This is a genomic window from Acidovorax sp. Leaf191 (assembly GCF_001424425.1).
GTDB lineage: Bacteria > Pseudomonadota > Gammaproteobacteria > Burkholderiales > Burkholderiaceae_C > Acidovorax.
The window spans coordinates 916,211-933,358 of record NZ_LMPT01000019.1 but is presented as its reverse complement, the minus strand read 5'-3'; the positions used below and the strand labels follow the sequence as shown (position 1 = coordinate 933,358).

Genomic DNA, 17,148 nt, shown 5'->3' with positions numbered 1-17,148 from the left:
CCCATGCGCATGATGTGCCCGCACTGCAAACAGAACGCCTACACGCGCCACAGTGGGCAGCTGACTAACACCAGCCGCGAGACCATCTTCCAGTGCCGCAACTGGGAGTGCGGGCACGTGTTCTCTACGGTGACGGAAATCAATCGCACCATCTCCCCCAGCGCCACGCCTGATCCAACGGTGGTGCTTCCCATGTCCACGCACATCCAGCGTGCGTTGCTGCAGCAGCAGCTGCAGTCCATGCCATCGGCCGACTACCGGCCACGCAATGCCGGCTTCATGACCGGCGACCTGTTCGGAGCGATGCCCGCCGCCGGGTAGCGCCACCGCTCCCTCCCCTTTTTCACACGCCTGACGGTGCCCTTTTTAGGGCCCCGCGGGGATTCGTTCGCCTTGATTTTTTGGAATTGCCCATGTGTTTGATTGCCCTGCGCATATCTCTATTGGCCATCGCGCTGGTGGCCCTGGCGGTTGCTCTGAGTTCCCCTCCCCTGGTGTGGATCGCTGGCGCCTGGATGGTCATCAGCGTGGCGGCCATCGTGGCAGCACTCACGGGGATGGAGCCATGAACGTCCCGGCCTATTTCCGCGTGACGCACATCGACGCGCAGCGCTGCCGCCGTCGCATGCGCGTGCAGGCTGTCACCCGCGACCGGGCAATGGCCTGGGTGGTGCAGCTGTATGGCGATGGCTGGTATGTGGCCGCTGTGTGCGAGGGCAAGGGCAGTTGAGCATGTCGGACACCTCGGAATTCCACCCCCTGCCGTCAGCGCGAGCGCTGGAGCACTACACGCGCCTGTTCGGCGTGGGCACGGGCTCCCTCCGCGATGAGTTCGTGAAGGCCGCCACCAAGATGCAGTGGTCGGACGCTGAGTCACGCGAGTGGGCGCGCATGGCTGAAACACACCGCATGGCGTTGATGTTGCTGGCCGGCGTGGACGGCGACCTGGGCGTGTTGGCGCAGCGCCACTGGCGCGAGCTGCCTGAGCCCGAGCGCATCGCCTTGAAGGCAGAGGCACGATTTGCGCGGCGCGAGTTCTCGCGGCTGCATGCACTCACGGGGCGGTGGTGATGGCCAAACACCAATACCAAGACTGGGGCACCGTTGAGCGGTGGCAGGCCAACACGCTGGCCGCCAAGCTCATGGCCACGTTGCCCAAGCAATGGGCCGAGGGTGTGGCAGGGCTGCGGGCGAATGAGCCGGGCACGCCAGCATGGCAGCGCAACAGTGCCTGGCTGGAGCGCCTACACGCCTTCAAGGCCGAGCACGGCGACGCGCTGCAGTGGAGCATGAGCGACTCGGACGTGTGCGAGCGCGCCACCGCTGTGGCCGAAGGCGTCGCGCGTTTGATGGACCTGTGGCCTGAGCCGCTGACCGAGGCCGAACAAAAGGCGCTGGTGCTGGCGTCGTGCGCGCTGCTGGACGTGGACCCGCCCGAGGCTGAGACGCGCAAGGGCGCGATTGGCAAGGGCCAGGATGCAGCGTTTTGGCGCAAGCGCCTGCGCCAGAAGGTGGCCCGGGTGCGCGAGCTGGGCGCCATCAAGCTGGGCGTGGTGAACCACCAGAAGGGCGGCTACTGCAGCAATGCCGCGGTGGACAACCGCCAGCAGCAGCTGGCCCGCGCCGCGGCCATGATGGAAAACACGCTGGTACGCAATGAGGCCGGCCAGGTGTACCGCCTGGGAGAGCTGGCAAAGCTGGGTGTGTCCGACCGTGATGTGCGCCGCGGCGAGCTGATGGTGCGCATTCGCGGCTGCGAGGAATACGCCGATGCAGCGGGCCATGTTGGCCTGTTCTTCACGCAGACCCTGCCCAGCCGGTTTCACGCCATGCTGGCGCCGCCCAAGGGCTCGCGCCTGCCATCGCGCAAGAACCCGAAATATGACGGCTCCAGCCCACGCGAGGGGCAGGCCTGGTTGCGCAAGCGCTGGGCCGAGGCGCGCACAGCGCTGGACAAGGCCGGCATTCGGTTCTACGGCTTCCGGGTGGCCGAGCCGCACCACGATGGGTGCCCACACTGGCATTCGCTGTTCTGGTTTCAGTCACGCGAGGAAGCGCGCCTTGCATCCCAGATCATCCGGCAGCACTGGTTGAAGCCCGAGGCCGACGAGTTCCCCGAGGTGACGTGCAAGAAGACCCGCGCGCACCTGCAGACACGCCAGCCAGGCGCCCGCAAAAACCGGGTCAACGTGAAGTGGCTCGACGCCGGCGGCGCTGCCGCGTACATCGCCAAGTACGTGGCCAAGAACGTGGGCGGGTCGTACCAGATCAACCACCTCGACGGCCAGGGCGAAGGCCATGCGCAGGGCCAACTGTTCGACGTGGACTCGGGCGACGTGCCCGGCTATGTGCGTGTGGACGCCTGGGCCGCGACCTGGGGCATTCGGCAGTTTCAGCCCATCGGCCAGCCCAGCGTGGTGGCCTGGCGCGAGATGCGCCGGGTCACGCACGATCAAGTCGAGCAAGCGCGCATCGAGGGCGACACCATTGCCTGGCGCATCTATGGCGCCGTGCACAAAGTGGGCTCCGTCAAAGCCGACTGGCGCCGCTTTATGGAGCTGATGGGCGGCCCCTGCCGCAAGCGCGGCGAGTGGGCCATGTCGGTGGCGCACCGCGAAACCGAGACGAAGAACCGCTACGGCGAAACCGTCGATAAGAAGGTGGCTGTCGGCCTGGTGCTGCAGTCGGGCCGGTGGCTGATATCGCGCCGCCAGGGGTGGAACCGGGTAGCCGATGGCCGCCAGGACCCCGGCGCCCGCGCCGCGAAGGCGGCGCCTTGGACTTGTTTCAATAACTGTAGAGCGCGCCTTACCGGCGAACTCCGCAGAGCGTTTTTAGGCCGGGGCCGTCACGAAATCGAGGACTGGACCCCGCAGCCCGAACCCCAGCAGCCGCCAACCCGGCCCGCTGCGCCCCCTTCCCCCGAGTTTTTTCAACCCTGAACCACTGCAGGAGGTATGACCGTGCCCGCAAAACTGACCATGCCCACGCTGGGCCTCACCAATCCGCGCTTCCGGTACCGCAATTCCAGCAGCACCGACATCACCGAGACGTTCAAGCGCGCCCGCCGTGCGATGAACAAGGCGAAGCGCGACACGGACAGCGCACAGCAAGCGCTGGAGCTGGAACCCGAGGCCAGCGCCGTGGTCGTTGCCATGCCCCAGCGCGTGCGGGGTGCGGCATGAACCTGCAGGCCCTGGCCCAGTTGGTGCCACCGCTGCGCGGCTGCGCGCTGTGCGCCCACGCCATGGAACGCGACGGCGTGCGCTTTTGCTACGCGCCGGCCGTGCGCCAGGTCTTCGGCGTGCAGCCGGTAGCCGCAGCGCGCGGCTGTGTAGAGGCCTGCGGACCTGGCGCCGCGCACATGCACATGGATGCCTGGGGCGCAACAGCATGACAGCGCCCACCACTGCGGCCATGCACGCCGCGCTGGCATCCATGGTCCACCTGCCGGCCTGCCGCGAGTGGCCCGCCGAATTCGACGCGGTGATGGCCGACCCGGTGCGCATGCGTCTGGTCCGGCTGCAGGCCACGTTCCTGACGCGCGTTGCTGCCGAGAAGGCGGCCGCCCGCTCGCCGCCGAAGACCTCGGATCTGAACAAGCGACCTCCCTGTTTTGACCACAAGCGCGCCGCAGCTGGCGACCGCGACGACTGATTTACCTACCCCAAGGAAACCTATGAAACAACCCCTGATCGTTGCCCTCACCGGCAAGCCGGCGAGCGGCAAAAAAACCATTGCATCAATGCTGGCCCCTGGCCAGGGCTTCGCGGCCGTGTCGTTCGCCGACGCCGTGCGCCGCGACGCTGCGCAGGCCTGGCGCCTGGACGTGCGCTTGCTCTCTGACCCTGGCTTGCAGCACGTCCCCTTGAATTCGCTGGCCGCCGGCATGTGCAGCGACCCCGCGTTCATGTTGTGGCTGACCGATGGCGGCGAGCAGCTGCCACCCCCTCGCTCGCCAGCCTGGGTCATCCAGCGGTGGGCCGAGTTCCGCTGCCGGTTCATCCCTGATTTCTACTGCCGCCAGATTGAACGCCAGATCGGGCGGTTGGTGGGTTGTGGCTGGTCCCGCATCGTCGTGCACGACCTGGCCACAGCGACGCAGGAAACCATGCTGCGCCGCCTGGGCGCCAAGGTGGTGCGCGTGCACCGCATCGACCTGTCCGTGGCGCCCGAGCAGCCGACCGACAGCTCGGCCTCGTCATCCATCAAGTCTCACGCGGACATTGAAAACTCTGGTTCGCTGGAAGGCCTGGCTACGGCCGTTATGGAGTGCATCGACTTTCTGGGGGTGCTGGTGATCGCACCATGTCTAACCACGGCGCGTGAGGGTTGGCAGGACGGGCTGCTGTGGCCAGCTCACTCGGGCGACCGCCCGGCGTTCCATGAAGCACTGCTGCGCGCGAGGGCCGTTTACGCCGCAGCTGCGGCCGAAGGACAAAAATGAACCTGAATCACATCACCGAGAAGGTCACCCACTTCCACGTTTGCGGCGGCCTTGGCAGCGGCGCAGCTGGCTTCAACGATGCCGACCCGAGCATAGGCCCCGTGCGCGGGGAAATGGTGTGTGTGGGCGGTGTGGACGTGGACCCGCGAGCCTGCAGGGACTTCCAGACACTGACCGGCGTGCACCAGGCCTGCATCGACCTGTTCACAGTGGGCATGTACCAGCGATTTCACGGCCGCTTGCCACCGGCTGGCTGGCGGGAGGCAACGCCTCAGGATTTCCGCGATGCGGCCCACGGACATTTCCCTGATCTGGTGTTCACGTCGATGCCCTGCAAAGGGTTCTCTGGGCTGCTGAGCGCGCACCGGGCGGCCACCGACAAATACGCCGCGTTGAACGAACTTGTTCCGCGTGGCGTGATGCTGACGATGGAGGCTTTCGCGGACAACCCGCCAGGCCTGTTCATCTTTGAGAACGTGCCGCGTGTGGCCTCGCGCGGGCGCCCGCTGCTTGACCTGGTGGACAAGGTAATGGGGCACTACGGCTACGTGGGCGCGGAAACCGTGCACGACTGCGGCGAGCTGGGCGAGGGCCTGGCACAAAGCCGGCGGCGCATGCTCAAGGTCTTCCGCCACGTCAAGAAGGTGCCGCCGTTCCTGTACGAACCGACCAAGCGCCGGCTGCATGCCGTTGGCGATGTGCTGCGCCACATGCCGTTGCCGGGTGATGAAGCGGCTGGCCCAATGCATCGCGTGCCAGCCTTGCAGTGGAAAACTTGGGTGCGCCTGGCGTTCGTTGAAGCCGGCAGCGACTGGCGCAGCCTCAACCGCCTGGCGATCGAGGACGGGCAGCTGCGCGACTACATCATTACCCCCCAGATGCACGCTGGCGTGCTGGGTGTAAATGAGTGGGGCCACCACGTGGGCACCGTTACAAGTCGCGGACTCCCGAACAATGGAAACTTCGCCGTCGCAGATCCGCGCTTTGACCAGTCTGCGAAGTGGAAAGATGGCCAAGCGCTGGGCGTGCGCCAGTGGGGCCAGCACACCGGCACTGTGCCTGGCCAAACGGGGCCGCTGCAGGGTGCCTACAGCGTGGCCGACCCTCGCCACCACGGCACAGCGAAGCACTCCAACGAATTCGCCATCGTGGCTTGGGACCGCACCGCCCGTGCGGTGACAAGCGCCCACGGGACCGGCCAGGCCGTGGCTGACCCTCGCCCCGGGTGGGACAACCGCCACAGCGGCAACCTGCGAGTGCAGGACTGGGCCGCCAACACAGGCGCAATCATCGCAGGGGGGAAGGGTGTGCAAGGCGGCTGGCTGTCGGTTGCAGACCCGCGCACGAACATGACGCGCGTGAAGGGCGACCACTACCTTACGGGCGGTCACTATGGGGTTGTGCCATGGGCTGCGAGCTCTGGCGCGGTGAGTGCTTCCGCCTGCCACGACAACGGAAACTGGAGTGTTGCCGACCCTCGCGAGGGCGGGCAGCTGAGCGACGATGCACCGGCCATGCCAGCGCAAAACGACAAGATGGTGTGTCGCATCACGTCGATGGATGGCACTTGGCATCGCCCCTTTACAACGCTTGAGCTGGCCGCGCTGCAAAGCCTGATTGATCCCGAAGAATGGTTTGCACCGGACGGGCCGGGCGGCCGTGGCCAGCAGTTCGTGTTGGACGGGGCGAGCGACCAGCGCTGGCGCGAGGGCATTGGAAACGCCGTGCCGCGCAAGGCGGCGAAGGCGATCGGCCAGGTGATGGGTCAAACCATCCTGCTGGCTCGCGCAGGCGAGACGTTCGTTCTTGGCAGCACGCCGATATGGGTGCGGCCGCTTGCAGTGGCGGTCAGCGTAGCTGGCGCGGGGGTCGAACATGGGGTATGAAAACCCGCTGTTGAAACTGCCTGCCGGGCGTGCGCTGCTTGCGTTGCCCCCCGCTGATCGGTTGCGCATCGAAGGCGTGATGCGCGAGCTGCGCGAACAAGCGAACACCGAGGCCGAGAACGCATGGCGCCGCAAGAAGGGGCCGATGGCTGCGTACTGGCGGGCCGTGGCTACCTACGCCCGCCACACCGCACACGCTTTATCGAAGGGGGAAAAAAATGCAAGCCGTTGAAAAAGTGGTTCCCTTGTTGCGCCTGCCCAGCGTGCTGCATGCCACCGGTGTGGGTCGGACCACCCTTTACGAACGAATCAAGGATGGCACGTTCACGCCGCCGATCAAGCTGGGCGCCCGTGCCTCGGCTTGGCCAGCGAATGAGGTGCAAGCGTGCAATGACGCCATCATCAGGGGCAGCGGCGCCGACGAAATCAAGGCGCTGGTGTCTCGCTTGGTCTTGGCACGAAGGGTCGTGACATAGCTCAGCTCGGTTCAGGCGCCCGCGCAAGGTTAGAGCCGAGGCTGAATACACTTAACGCGAACAGCGAAAAAAGGAAGTAGACATGCCGCAAAAACCCTCGGACAGAAATTTTCTCGAAGCCGCGCTGGACAACGTGGAAGTGCTGCTTGATGCAGCTACAGAGAATGAGGCTGTGAAAGCTATCCCGATCCTCGGGACCGCCATCAAACTATGCAAGGGCTATGACGATCTCCGAAACAAGGCGTTCGCGGCAAAGATTTACAAGTTTGTGATGGAACCTTCACTGCAATCGGCACAGAGCAAAGCCAGCTTTGCAGTCTCGCTGCACACGAAAGAGGGGGTGGCCGAGGAAGTGGGCGAGGCCTTGTTCCTGACCCTTGAAAAACTTGCTGATATGCGCAAACCAGCCCTTCTTGCTCAAGTGTTTGTAGGCTACTTAGATGAGGTCATCGACCTGGCAACGTTCAGGCGATTGGCCGCAGCAATCGATCAGGCGTATTTCGACGATATCGAATTGCTGCTGGAGGTACCAGATAACTACTCTGACAGGGAGGGCCTGGTGTGGAAAATGCGAATGCTCGGAACCGGACTGGTAGCACCTAGCGGTGGCGGAGCATGGGCGGAAAGCGGCATGATTTTCTACAAAATGACCGAACTCGCGACCTCATTTCGCAAGGCTGTTGCACATGCCAAATCGGTTGCCGCGCAAGCGCACAAGGGCTAGCTGTTTGACACATCCGGCCTGATTCCGCCGACTCCACCCGTCAAGGAAGTGAAATCTCACGACCGCGCAGCGCGTCAAGGTGATCTGCCCACAGCTGCATCAACGCGGTGCGCTGGGGCAGATACGTGGCGTGGTTGTACGCGGCGCTCACACGGTCCCGCTCTTGGTGAGCCAGCTGCAGTTCGATGACGGCGTGATCCTGGCCAAGTTCATGCAGCACCGTCGAAGCGATGCCACGGAACCCGTGGCCCGTCATTTCCCCCTTGTAGCCCATGCGGTACAGCGCAAACAAAATCGCGTTGTTGCTCATCGGCTTTTCATGATCGTGCCCACCTGGGAATAGCAAGTCATTGCCTGTTCCAACCCGTTGCAGGGCCTGCAGCACTGCCACCGCCTGGGTGGACAGCGGCACGATGTGTTCGGATTTCATCTTCATGCGGCCGGCGGGTATGCGCCACTGTGACGCCGCCAAGTTGAATTCCGACCATTCAGCCTTTATCAGCTCGTTGGTGCGCACGAACGTCAGCGCCATCAGGTGAATGGCCAGGCGCGTGCGCACGTGCCCCCGGTAGTCGTCCACATCGCGCAGCAGCTGCGGCAGCTTCGCAACTTCCACCCGCGCATAGTTTTGCTCTCGCACCGGCGCTAGCACATCAGCCGGCTGAACATCGCCGCACGGGTTGTGCTCTGCCAGGCCGTGACCAATGGCGTACCGGAACACCTGCCCCGAAATCTGGATGGCCCGCCGCGCCAGGTCGTGAGCACCACGCTGTTCCACCTTCTTGGCCATGGCCACGATTTGCGGGGCCTTGATGTTGAAGATTGGCAGTGCGCCAATCTGTGGAAACGCATCCAGCTCCATGCGGCGCAGCACCTGGTCAGCGTGTTTCTTCGAGCGTGTGCGCGCCCAACTGGCGTGCCACGCCCTGGCAACGGTCTCGAAAGAGCTATCGGCGGCCACAGCGTTTGCCCGTTTTTGGGCCTGGCGCTTTGCAGATGGGTCCGAACCGTCAAGCACCTGGCGCCGCGCATCGTCACGAGACTTTCGGGCCTGCAGCAGCGACACATCAGGGTAAACGCCCAAGCTCAGGCGCTTTTCCTTTCCGTCCATCCGGTACTTGAACCGCCACCACTTGCCCCCCGAGGGGGCAACTTCAAGGTAAAGGCCGTCCGCGTCGTACAGCTTGCGCGGCTTTTCAGCAGGTTTCGCCGCCTTGATGGCGGTGTCGGTGAGGGGCATGTGGGGCAACTCCGGGAAGTGGGGCAATTGCTGCCCCAAAAGTTGCCCCAAAGTATAGGCGGCTGCACCCGGACACTACCGGACGATGCAGGACACGGAAAGCCGCGCCACAAAAAGGAAATCCGCCAGGTCCGTATCTCTACGAACACTGGCGGATGAATAAATGGTCGGCGTGGCGGGATTCGAACTCGCGACCCCTTGCACCCCATGCAAGTGCGCTACCAGGCTGCGCTACACGCCGACAAGACTTAGATTATATGCAGAAAAAACTCTAGGTCAGAGAAAGTAGCGCACGAATCTCAAATAATTCTTTGCGCACCGCGTTCGAGTCCAGCGAATAGCCCACCGCATCGATGGACAAGCTCTGCGCGCTATCGATCAGCATGCTGGGCAGCTCGGTGCCGCCGTCCGCGGCATCGCCTTCTGCACCGGCCTCATCGCGGGCCGGATGCGCGAGTTCTTGCAGACGATTGCGGGCGCCACTGATGGTGAAGCCCTGGTCGTACAGCAGGTCCCGGATGCGGCGGATCATGAGCACTTCGTGGTGCTGGTAGTAGCGGCGGTTGCCGCGCCGCTTCATGGGCCGCAACTGCGTGAACTCCTGCTCCCAGTACCGCAGCACGTGGGGTTTTACGCCGCACAGCTCCGCCACCTCACCGATGGTGAAGTAGCGTTTGGCGGGTATGGAAGGAAGAGGTGTGCCCATCGAGAAAGCGTTTCAGACCAGGGAGCCGCGTAGCGTACTGCACAGACGCAAAGACCGCCAGTGACCAGCCACATTCCGGTCACAAAGACGGCACAAATTCACTCAGGACGCCACGGCCGCGGTCTGAATTTGCTCCTTGAGCTTGCTGCTGGCGTGAAACGTCACCACGCGGCGCGCCTTGATCGGGATCGCCTCCCCGGTGCGCGGGTTGCGGCCGGGGCGCGGTGCCTTGGTGCGGATCTGAAAGTTGCCAAAGCCCGAGAGCTTGACGTCCTTGCCCTCGACCAGGCTTTGCGCGATCAGATCGAAGAACGCATCGATCATGTCCTTGGACTCGCGCTTGTTCAGGCCGATCTGATCGAACAGCAGATCGGCCAGCTGCGCCTTGGTCAGTGCCGGTGTCTCCAGGCTTTCGACGGCAAATTCGATCATGGCATCACTCCCCTCTTGGGCAATTTCGTTGTCATCAAACACGCAGGCGCGCACCTGTGCGCTGCACCAGACTGTCAGCGACGGCTTGAACCGCAGCCTCGATCTCCGCCTCGGTCAGTGTGGCTTCGTCACGAGCCAACGTCAGGCGCACGGTAACGCTCTTCTCGCCCTGAGCAAGGCCACCAGCGGGTGATTCCTCCCCTTCGCGCAGCGGCTTGGGACGGTACACGTCATACAGCACCGCCGAGCGCAACATGCCACCTGGCAGAGCCTGCTGAACCGCCGAAATGATTTCGTCGTGCGTCACCCGTTCGGCGACCACCACGGCCTTGTCACGCTCGACCGCCTGGTGCTTGGCCACGGCCTTGAACTGGGGCACCACGCGCTGCAGCACGGCGTCGAGTTCGAGCTCGAACATCACCGGAGCCAGCGGCAGGTCCCAGGACTGGCGCCACTGCGGGTGCAGCTCGCCCACGAAGCCGATGGCGCGGCCGTCAACCAGCACGCGTGCGCAGCGGCCGGGGTGCATGGCAGGGTGCGTGGCGGGCTCGAAGCTGGCCTGCAGCGGGGCCAGCAAGGCCTCCACGTCGCCCTTCACGTCGAAGAAGTCGATGGCCTGTTCCTTGCGGCCCCACTGCAGCGCGTCGTTCGGGCCGTAGGCCAGGCCGGACACGCGCATGGGCTGGTTGAAGCCTTCGACGGTGGTGTCGGTGTTGCGCACGGAGGCGTCGCGCAGGAACACGCGTCCCAGTTCGAACACGCGCACGCGCTGGGCCTTGCGGTCCAGGTTGAACTTCAGCACCTGCAGCAGCGAACCCAGCAGCGTCGAGCGCATCACGCTCATCTGGCTGGCGATGGGGTTGAGCAGCTTGATGGGCTGCGCGTTCGCGGCCAGCTCATGCTCCCAGCGCTCTTCGACAAAGCTGAAGTTGATGGTCTCCTGGTAACCCAGCCCGGCCAGCGAGCGGCGCACGGCAAACGGGCTGCGCGTGGCCTCGGCCGGCAGCTTGGGCGTGATGGGCGCCAGGGGCGGCGTGGTGGGCAGGTTGTTGTAGCCCACCATGCGCGCCACTTCTTCGATCAGGTCTTCTTCGATGGTGATGTCGAAGCGGTACGCGGGCGGCGTGACGGTGAGCGTGCCTTCGCCCTGCACCACCGGCAGGCCCAGGCGGGCCAGCACGTCGGCGCACTGCGCCTGGGTCAGGGGCATGCCGATGACCTTGGAAGCGCGCGCCACGCGCAGCGTGACGGGCTGGGGCACCGGCAGGTTCACGGACTGGTCGTCCATGGGGCCGCAGGCGGTGTCCGGGGTGCCGCAGATGTCGATGACCAGCTGGGTGATGCGCTCGATGTGCTCGACCGTGAGGCTCGGGTCCACGCCGCGCTCGAACCGGTGGCCGGCATCGGTGGAGAAGTTGAAGCGGCGCGAGCGCCCGGCCACGGCCTTGGGCCACCAGAAGGCGGCCTCGATGTAGATGTGCTTCGTGTCGTCGGACACGGCGGTGGCGTCGCCGCCCATGATGCCGGCGAGCGACTCGACCTGCTGCTCGTCAGCGATCACGCCGACCTTGTCGTCCACGGTGATGGTGTTGCCGTTGAGCAGCTTGAGCTGCTCGCCCGGCCTGCCCCAGCGCACGTCCAGGCCGCCGTGGATCTTGTCCAGGTCGAAAATGTGCGACGGCCGGCCCAGTTCGAACATCACGTAGTTGGAGATGTCCACCAGCGGCGACACGCCGCGCTGGCCGCAGCGCGCCAGGCGGTCCAGCATCCACTGGGGCGTGGCGGCGCGCGTGTTCACATTGCGCACGATGCGGCCGGAGAAGCGGCCGCACAGGTCGGGCGCGCTCACCTTGACGGCGAGCTTGTCGGACAGCTTTGCAGCCACGGCAGGGAACGAAGGCTGCTGCAGCGGCACGCCAGTAAGGGCCGACACTTCGCGCGCAATGCCGTACACGCTGAGGCAGTGCGCCAGGTTGGGCGTGAGCTTGAGCGTGAACAGCGTGTCGTCCAGGTTCAGATGGGTGCGGATGTCCTGGCCCACGGGCGCTGCGGCATCGAGCTCGAGCAGACCGCCATGGTCCTCGGACAGCTTGAGTTCGCGGGCCGAGCACAGCATGCCCTGGCTCTCCACGCCGCGCAGCTTGCCGACCTTGATAAGGAACGGCTTGCCGTCGTCGCCAGGCGGCAGTTCGGCGCCCACCAGCGCGCAAGGCACCTTGATGCCCACGCGGGCGTTGGGCGCACCGCACACGATGTTCAGCAAGACGCCCTGCCCCACATCCACCTGGCAGACGCGCAGGCGGTCGGCATCAGGGTGCTGCACGGCTTCTTTGATCTCGCCCACCACGATCTTGGTGAAGGGAGGCGCCACGGGGCGCAGCTCTTCCACCTCCAGGCCGGCCATGGTCAGCGTCTCGGCCAGCTCGGCCGTCGAAAGGGGTGGGTTGCAGAATTCGCGCAACCAGGATTCAGGAAATTGCATAGTCGGACTCTTGTTCTAAAGGATCGGCGCGCTGCCGCCGGGCGTTCATGCGCGCGTGCGTCACTCAATCGGCGGGCTTTACTGGAACTGCGACAGGAAGCGGATGTCGCCGTCAAAGAACAAGCGCAGGTCGTTCACGCCGTAGCGCAGCATGGTCAGGCGGTCGGGGCCCATTCCGAAGGCAAAGCCGATGTACTTTTCCGGATCGAGGCCCATGTTGCGCACCACGTTCGGGTGCACCTGGCCGGAGCCCGCCACTTCCAGCCAGCGGCCGGCCAGCGGGCCGGTCTGGAACTGGATGTCGATCTCGGCGCTGGGTTCGGTGAAGGGAAAGAAGCTCGGGCGAAAGCGCAACACCAGATCGTCGCTTTCGAAGAAGGTGCGGCAGAACGCCGTGAAGATGACCTTCAGGTCCTTGAAGCTCACGTTCTCGCCGATCCACAGGCCTTCGCACTGGTGGAACATGGGCGAGTGCGTGGCGTCGCTGTCCACGCGGTAGGTGCGGCCGGGCGCGATCACGCGGATCTCGGGCATGGCCTGGCCGGCATCCAGCAGTGCACGGTGCTTTTTCACATGCTGCACCGCGTGGCGGATCTGCATGGGGCTGGTGTGGGTGCGCAGCAGGTTGGGGGCGGTGTCAGTGCCGCCCTCCACGTAGAAGGTGTCGTGCATGGAGCGCGCAGGGTGGTCTTCCGGCGTGTTCAGTGCGGTGAAGTTGAACCAGTCGGTCTCGATCTCGGGGCCCTGGGCCACGTCGAACCCCATGGAGCCGAAGATGCCCTCGATGCGCTCGAGCGTGAGCGACACCGGGTGCAGCCCGCCCTGTCCGCGCTGGCGGCCCGGCAGGCTCACGTCCAGCGCTTCGGCCTTGAGCTGCACCTGCAGCTCGGCATCGGCCAGCGCCTGGCGCCGCGCCGTGAGAGCGGCTTCGATGGCCTGCTTGGCAACGTTGATGGCGGCGCCGCGGGATTTCTTTTCCTCGACGGACAGCTGCGCCATGCCCTTCATGAGCTCGGTCACGCGACCCGACTTGCCCAGAAACTGCGCCTTGGCGTTTTCCAGATCAGCAGGGGTGGCGCTTTGGGCAAACAGTTGCGTCGCGCTTTCGACCAGGGAATCCAACTCGTTCATATCGACTCTTGAAAATGAACAAGGGCTAGCGCTCTTTCAAGCCCTAGCCCTTGTTGTTATTGCGCAGGCAGCTATCAAAAAGATAGCCGCCCATCGTGAACTCAAGCAGCCAGCTTGGCCTTGACTTGGCTTACGATGCTGCCAAAGGCAGCCTTGTCGTGCACTGCGAGGTCGGCCAGCATCTTGCGGTCGATCTCGATGGATGCCTTCTTCAGGCCGTTGGTGAACTGGCTGTAAGTCAGGCCCAGTTCGCGCGAAGCGGCGTTGATACGGGCGATCCACAGCTGGCGGAACACGCGCTTCTTGTTGCGGCGGTCACGGTAGGCATATTGCCCAGCCTTCATTACCGCCTGTTTGGCGATACGGTAGACATTACCGCGGCGACCACGGAAACCCTTGGCAAGGGCGAGAACTTTCTTGTGACGGGCACGGGCCGTTACACCACGTTTGACGCGAGGCATGTATGTACTCCTTGTTCGTCGTTAATTAAACGCCCATGCCGGGCAGCATTTGCGCAATGTGACCCATATTGGTCTCATGCACAGCCACTGCACCACGCAACTGGCGCTTGTTCTTGGTGGTCTTCTTGGTCAAGATGTGACGCTTGAAGGCTTGACCGCGCTTGACGGTGCCACCGGGACGAACGCGGAAACGTTTTTTCGCGCTGCTCTTGGTCTTCATTTTGGGCATGTGAATGCTCCTTTTTCATTGTGCTCGCGAGGCGTTTGCAAACCGATCTGCAAACTTGTTGGCCCCGAGCCACTTTTTCAGCCGGTTTGCACCAGCTGCATGGCAGCGCGTGAACGCTGCCTATTGCCCGGCGTACCCCTTGCGGAGCAAGCCTGGCAAATTCTGTCTCTTTGTCTCTGCTGCTGCGGCGGCGGCTTCGCCGCCTCAGGCGGCGCTGCCCGAAGGCGTGCCTTCGGCGGCGGGCTTGACCGGTGCAGGCTTTTTCTTGCCTGGTGCGATCATCATGATCATCTGGCGGCCTTCCAGCTTGGGAAACTGCTCGATGACGATGGAATCGGCCAGCTCATCGCGAATGCGGTTGAGCAGTGCCAGCCCCAGTTCCTGGTGCGTGATTTCACGGCCGCGAAAACGCAGCGTGATCTTGCATTTGTCACCCTCTGCCAGGAAGCGGCGGATGTTGCGCATCTTGATGTTGTAGTCGCCATCGTCCGTACCCGGACGGAATTTGACTTCCTTGATCTCGATGACCGTCTGCTTGGCCTTGGCCTCGGCAGCGCGCTTTTGCTCCTGGTACTTGAACTTGCCGTAGTCCATCAGGCGGCACACCGGCGGATTCGCTGTGGCAGCGATTTCCACCAGATCCACATCCAGCTCGCCTGCCATGCGCAGGGCTTCCATGAGGCTGACCACGCCCAAAGGCTCGTTCTCTGGCCCGGACAGACGGACTTCCGGGGCCATGATTTCACGGTTCAGGCGGTGCTTGCGCTCTTCACGGTGGCGACGATCACGAAATTCAGTAGCGATGGCTATCTTCCTTCAATCAAATTACTACAAAAAATGTAGCTACAACCGCGCAGCTGGCATGCGACAAAGCATGTTTTGAATCAAACTCAGGCTTTGGTGGCGATGTCCTGGGCGATCAACTCAGCGAACGCTTCAATGGACATCACTCCGAGGTCACGATTACCCCGGGCGCGCACTGCGACGGCGCCTGCGGCCTTTTCCTTGTCGCCCGCGACGAGGATGTACGGCAGCTTTTGCAACGAATGCTCCCGTATTTTATACGTAATCTTCTCGTTGCGCAGATCTACCGCCACCCTAAGTTCTTGATTCGGCAGCGCTTTTTCAAGCTTTGCGGCAATTTCGCGACAGTAATCGGCCTGCGCGTCGGTGATATTGAGCACCGCCACCTGCACCGGAGCCAGCCACAGAGGGAAGGCGCCAGCGTAGTGCTCGATCAGCATGCCGATGAAACGCTCCATGCTGCCCACGGTGGCGCGGTGCAGCATCAGCGGGCGCTTGCGGGTGCCGTCTTCGGCCACGTATTCGGCGTCCAGGCGCTCGGGCAGGTTGGGGTCGATCTGCATCGTGCCGCATTGCCACTGGCGGCCCAGCGCGTCTTTCAGCGTGTACTCGATCTTGGGGCCGTAGAAGGCGCCCTCGCCTTCGGCGATCTCGAACTCGCAGCCCGAATGGCGCAGACCGTCCATCAACGCCTTTTCGGCGCGGTCCCACGACTCATCGGTGCCGATGCGTGCGGCCGGCCGCGTGGCCACCTTGTAGATGATGTTGGTGAAGCCGAAGTCCTTGTAGACCTTCTGCACCAACGCCGTGTAGTTGGCGCACTCTTCCAGCACCTGCTCTTCGGTGCAGAAGATGTGGCCGTCGTCCTGCGTGAAGCCGCGCACGCGCATGATGCCGTGCAGGCCGCCGGTGGGCTCGTTGCGGTGGCAGGCACCGAATTCGCCGTACCGCAGCGGCAGGTCGCGGTAGCTCTTGATGCCCTGCTTGTAGATCAGGATGTGGCCGGGGCAGTTCATCGGCTTGAGCGCGTACTCGCGCTTTTCCGACTCGGTCGTGAACATGTTCTCGTGGTACTTGTCCCAGTGGCCGGTCTTCTCCCACAGCTGCTTGTCCAGGATCTGCGGGCCCTTGACCTCCTGGTAGCCGTTGTTGCGGTACACGCGGCGCATGTACTGCTCCACCTCCTGCCACAACGCCCAGCCCTTGGGGTGCCAGAACACGGTGCCGGGCGAATGCTCGTCCATGTGGAACAGGTCGAGCTCGCGGCCCAGCTTGCGGTGGTCGCGCTTTTCGGCCTCCTCCAGCATGGTGAGGTACTGCTGCAGCTCGTCCTTCGTGGCCCAGGCCGTGCCATAGATGCGCTGGAGCATCTCGTTGCGGTGGTCGCCACGCCAGTAGGCGCCAGCCACCTTCATCAGCTTGAAGAACTTGAGCTTGCCGGTGCTGGGCACGTGGGGGCCGCGGCACAGGTCTTCGAACGCGCCTTCGCGGTACAGGCTCACATCCTCGTTGCTGGGGATGCTGGCGATGATCTCGGCCTTGTAGTTCTCGCCCAGGCCCTTGAAGTACGCCACCGCCTCGTCGCGCGGCAGTACGCGGCGCGACACGGGCTCGTCCTTGGCGGCCAGCTCGGTCATGCGCTTTTCGATGGCGACCAGGTCTTCGGGCGTGAAGGGGCGCTTGTACGCAAAGTCGTAGAAGAAACCGTTCTCGATCACCGGGCCGATGGTCACCTGGGCTTCCGGGAACAGGTCCTTGACGGCGTAGGCCAGCAAGTGGGCGGTGGAGTGGCGGATCACGTCCAGCCCGTCGGCATCCTTGGCCGTCACGATGGACAGCGGGCTGTCGGCCGTGATCTGGTAGCTGGTGTCCACGACCTTGAAGCCTTCACCACCTTCGGCAGGGATCTTGCCGGCCAGGGCGGCCTTGGCCAGGCCGGTGCCAATCGACGCGGCCACTTCAGCGACCGTGACCGGGCCGGGAAACTCGCGCTGCGAACCATCGGGAAGGGTGATGTGAATCATGGGACGACTGCTCTTTCTTTGGAATCAGTACGAAAAGGTGTGAGGGTGGGTGCGGGCACGCGCCAGGCCCAAAAACAAAAAAGCGCGGAACAGGTCCGCGCTTTTG

At 64.0% G+C, this 17,148-nt stretch carries 22 protein-coding genes and 1 tRNA gene; 13 read left to right on the top strand and 10 right to left on the bottom strand.

Features of this window, described 5'->3' with window-relative positions; all coding sequences use genetic code 11:
* Nucleotides 1-3 precede the first annotated feature (3 nt).
* The 13 genes from ASG27_RS18265 (at nucleotide 4) to ASG27_RS18215 (ending at nucleotide 7,533) form a co-directional block, all read left to right on the top strand.
* Nucleotides 4-321, top strand: coding sequence for an ogr/Delta-like zinc finger family protein (locus ASG27_RS18265; RefSeq protein WP_056171915.1), 318 nt, complete (start codon nucleotides 4-6; stop codon nucleotides 319-321).
* Between the two features lie 92 nt (nucleotides 322-413).
* Nucleotides 414-569, top strand: coding sequence for a hypothetical protein (locus ASG27_RS26885; protein WP_156371502.1), 156 nt, complete (start codon nucleotides 414-416; stop codon nucleotides 567-569).
* Complete coding sequence (locus tag ASG27_RS26880) at nucleotides 566-730, top strand: hypothetical protein (RefSeq protein ID WP_156371503.1); 165 nt, start codon at nucleotides 566-568, stop codon at nucleotides 728-730. Before ASG27_RS26885 ends, ASG27_RS26880 begins: the two co-directional genes overlap by 4 nt.
* A gap of 2 nt (nucleotides 731-732) precedes the next feature.
* Complete coding sequence (locus ASG27_RS18260; RefSeq protein ID WP_056413694.1) at nucleotides 733-1,071, top strand: hypothetical protein; 339 nt, start codon at nucleotides 733-735, stop codon at nucleotides 1,069-1,071.
* A complete protein-coding gene (locus ASG27_RS18255; protein WP_056413697.1) occupies nucleotides 1,071-2,942 on the top strand; it encodes a replication endonuclease in 1,872 nt (623 codons plus the stop codon). Before ASG27_RS18260 ends, ASG27_RS18255 begins: the two co-directional genes overlap by 1 nt.
* Nucleotides 2,943-2,963: 21 nt before the next feature.
* Nucleotides 2,964-3,185 (top strand): hypothetical protein, encoded by a 222-nt coding sequence (locus ASG27_RS18250; RefSeq protein WP_156371504.1) that lies wholly within the window; start codon nucleotides 2,964-2,966, stop codon nucleotides 3,183-3,185.
* Entirely contained in the window at nucleotides 3,182-3,397 is a 216-nt protein-coding gene (locus ASG27_RS18245) for a hypothetical protein (RefSeq protein WP_056413702.1), read from the top strand. The genes ASG27_RS18250 and ASG27_RS18245 overlap by 4 nt, the downstream gene beginning before the upstream one ends.
* Nucleotides 3,394-3,657, top strand: coding sequence for a hypothetical protein (locus ASG27_RS18240; RefSeq protein WP_056413704.1), 264 nt, complete (start codon nucleotides 3,394-3,396; stop codon nucleotides 3,655-3,657). Before ASG27_RS18245 ends, ASG27_RS18240 begins: the two co-directional genes overlap by 4 nt.
* 22 nt (nucleotides 3,658-3,679) lie before the next feature.
* Nucleotides 3,680-4,447, top strand: coding sequence for a hypothetical protein (locus ASG27_RS18235; protein WP_056413706.1), 768 nt, complete (start codon nucleotides 3,680-3,682; stop codon nucleotides 4,445-4,447).
* Nucleotides 4,444-6,333 (top strand): DNA cytosine methyltransferase, encoded by a 1,890-nt coding sequence (locus ASG27_RS18230; protein WP_056413709.1) that lies wholly within the window; start codon nucleotides 4,444-4,446, stop codon nucleotides 6,331-6,333. Before ASG27_RS18235 ends, ASG27_RS18230 begins: the two co-directional genes overlap by 4 nt.
* A gap of 10 nt (nucleotides 6,334-6,343) precedes the next feature.
* On the top strand, nucleotides 6,344-6,565 hold the full coding sequence (locus ASG27_RS18225; protein WP_235503956.1) for a hypothetical protein: 222 nt from the start codon (nucleotides 6,344-6,346) through the stop codon (nucleotides 6,563-6,565).
* Nucleotides 6,552-6,809 carry a helix-turn-helix transcriptional regulator gene (locus tag ASG27_RS18220; protein ID WP_056413713.1) on the top strand — a complete coding sequence of 86 codons (258 nt, stop codon included), beginning with the start codon at nucleotides 6,552-6,554 and terminating at the stop codon, nucleotides 6,807-6,809. Before ASG27_RS18225 ends, ASG27_RS18220 begins: the two co-directional genes overlap by 14 nt.
* 82 nt (nucleotides 6,810-6,891) lie before the next feature.
* The gene (locus tag ASG27_RS18215) at nucleotides 6,892-7,533 is read left to right on the top strand and encodes a hypothetical protein (protein WP_056413718.1); all 642 of its coding nucleotides are present in this window, start codon (nucleotides 6,892-6,894) and stop codon (nucleotides 7,531-7,533) included.
* Nucleotides 7,534-7,573: 40 nt separating this feature from the next.
* On the opposite strand, the gene ASG27_RS18210 is transcribed toward ASG27_RS18215, so the two are convergent.
* The 10 genes from ASG27_RS18210 to thrS form a co-directional block, all read right to left on the bottom strand.
* The gene (locus tag ASG27_RS18210; protein WP_056413721.1) at nucleotides 7,574-8,773 is read right to left on the bottom strand and encodes a tyrosine-type recombinase/integrase; all 1,200 of its coding nucleotides are present in this window, start codon (nucleotides 8,771-8,773) and stop codon (nucleotides 7,574-7,576) included.
* A gap of 164 nt (nucleotides 8,774-8,937) precedes the next feature.
* A tRNA-Pro gene (locus tag ASG27_RS18205) sits at nucleotides 8,938-9,014 on the bottom strand.
* A 30-nt stretch (nucleotides 9,015-9,044) separates the two neighbouring features.
* Nucleotides 9,045-9,479 carry a MerR family transcriptional regulator gene (locus tag ASG27_RS18200; protein ID WP_056171931.1) on the bottom strand — a complete coding sequence of 145 codons (435 nt, stop codon included), beginning with the start codon at nucleotides 9,477-9,479 and terminating at the stop codon, nucleotides 9,045-9,047.
* A gap of 102 nt (nucleotides 9,480-9,581) precedes the next feature.
* Nucleotides 9,582-9,911: an integration host factor subunit alpha gene (locus ASG27_RS18195; RefSeq protein ID WP_056413865.1), complete on the bottom strand. Its 330-nt coding sequence runs from the start codon at nucleotides 9,909-9,911 to the stop codon at nucleotides 9,582-9,584.
* Nucleotides 9,912-9,945: 34 nt separating this feature from the next.
* A complete protein-coding gene (gene pheT / locus ASG27_RS18190; RefSeq protein ID WP_056413723.1) occupies nucleotides 9,946-12,393 on the bottom strand; it encodes a phenylalanine--tRNA ligase subunit beta in 2,448 nt (815 codons plus the stop codon).
* A 78-nt stretch (nucleotides 12,394-12,471) separates the two neighbouring features.
* A complete protein-coding gene (gene pheS, locus ASG27_RS18185; protein WP_056413726.1) occupies nucleotides 12,472-13,524 on the bottom strand; it encodes a phenylalanine--tRNA ligase subunit alpha in 1,053 nt (350 codons plus the stop codon).
* Nucleotides 13,525-13,625: 101 nt separating this feature from the next.
* Nucleotides 13,626-13,985, bottom strand: a complete 360-nt coding sequence (gene rplT / locus ASG27_RS18180; RefSeq protein ID WP_056171937.1) for a 50S ribosomal protein L20 — start codon at nucleotides 13,983-13,985, stop codon at nucleotides 13,626-13,628.
* A 25-nt stretch (nucleotides 13,986-14,010) separates the two neighbouring features.
* Entirely contained in the window at nucleotides 14,011-14,214 is a 204-nt protein-coding gene (gene rpmI / locus ASG27_RS18175; protein WP_056413729.1) for a 50S ribosomal protein L35, read from the bottom strand.
* 204 nt (nucleotides 14,215-14,418) lie between these two features.
* Nucleotides 14,419-15,024, bottom strand: coding sequence for a translation initiation factor IF-3 (gene infC / locus ASG27_RS18170; protein WP_082485817.1), 606 nt, complete (start codon nucleotides 15,022-15,024; stop codon nucleotides 14,419-14,421).
* Between the two features lie 80 nt (nucleotides 15,025-15,104).
* Nucleotides 15,105-17,042 (bottom strand): threonine--tRNA ligase, encoded by a 1,938-nt coding sequence (gene thrS / locus ASG27_RS18165; RefSeq protein WP_056413735.1) that lies wholly within the window; start codon nucleotides 17,040-17,042, stop codon nucleotides 15,105-15,107.
* Between the last annotated feature and the right edge of the window lie 106 nt (nucleotides 17,043-17,148).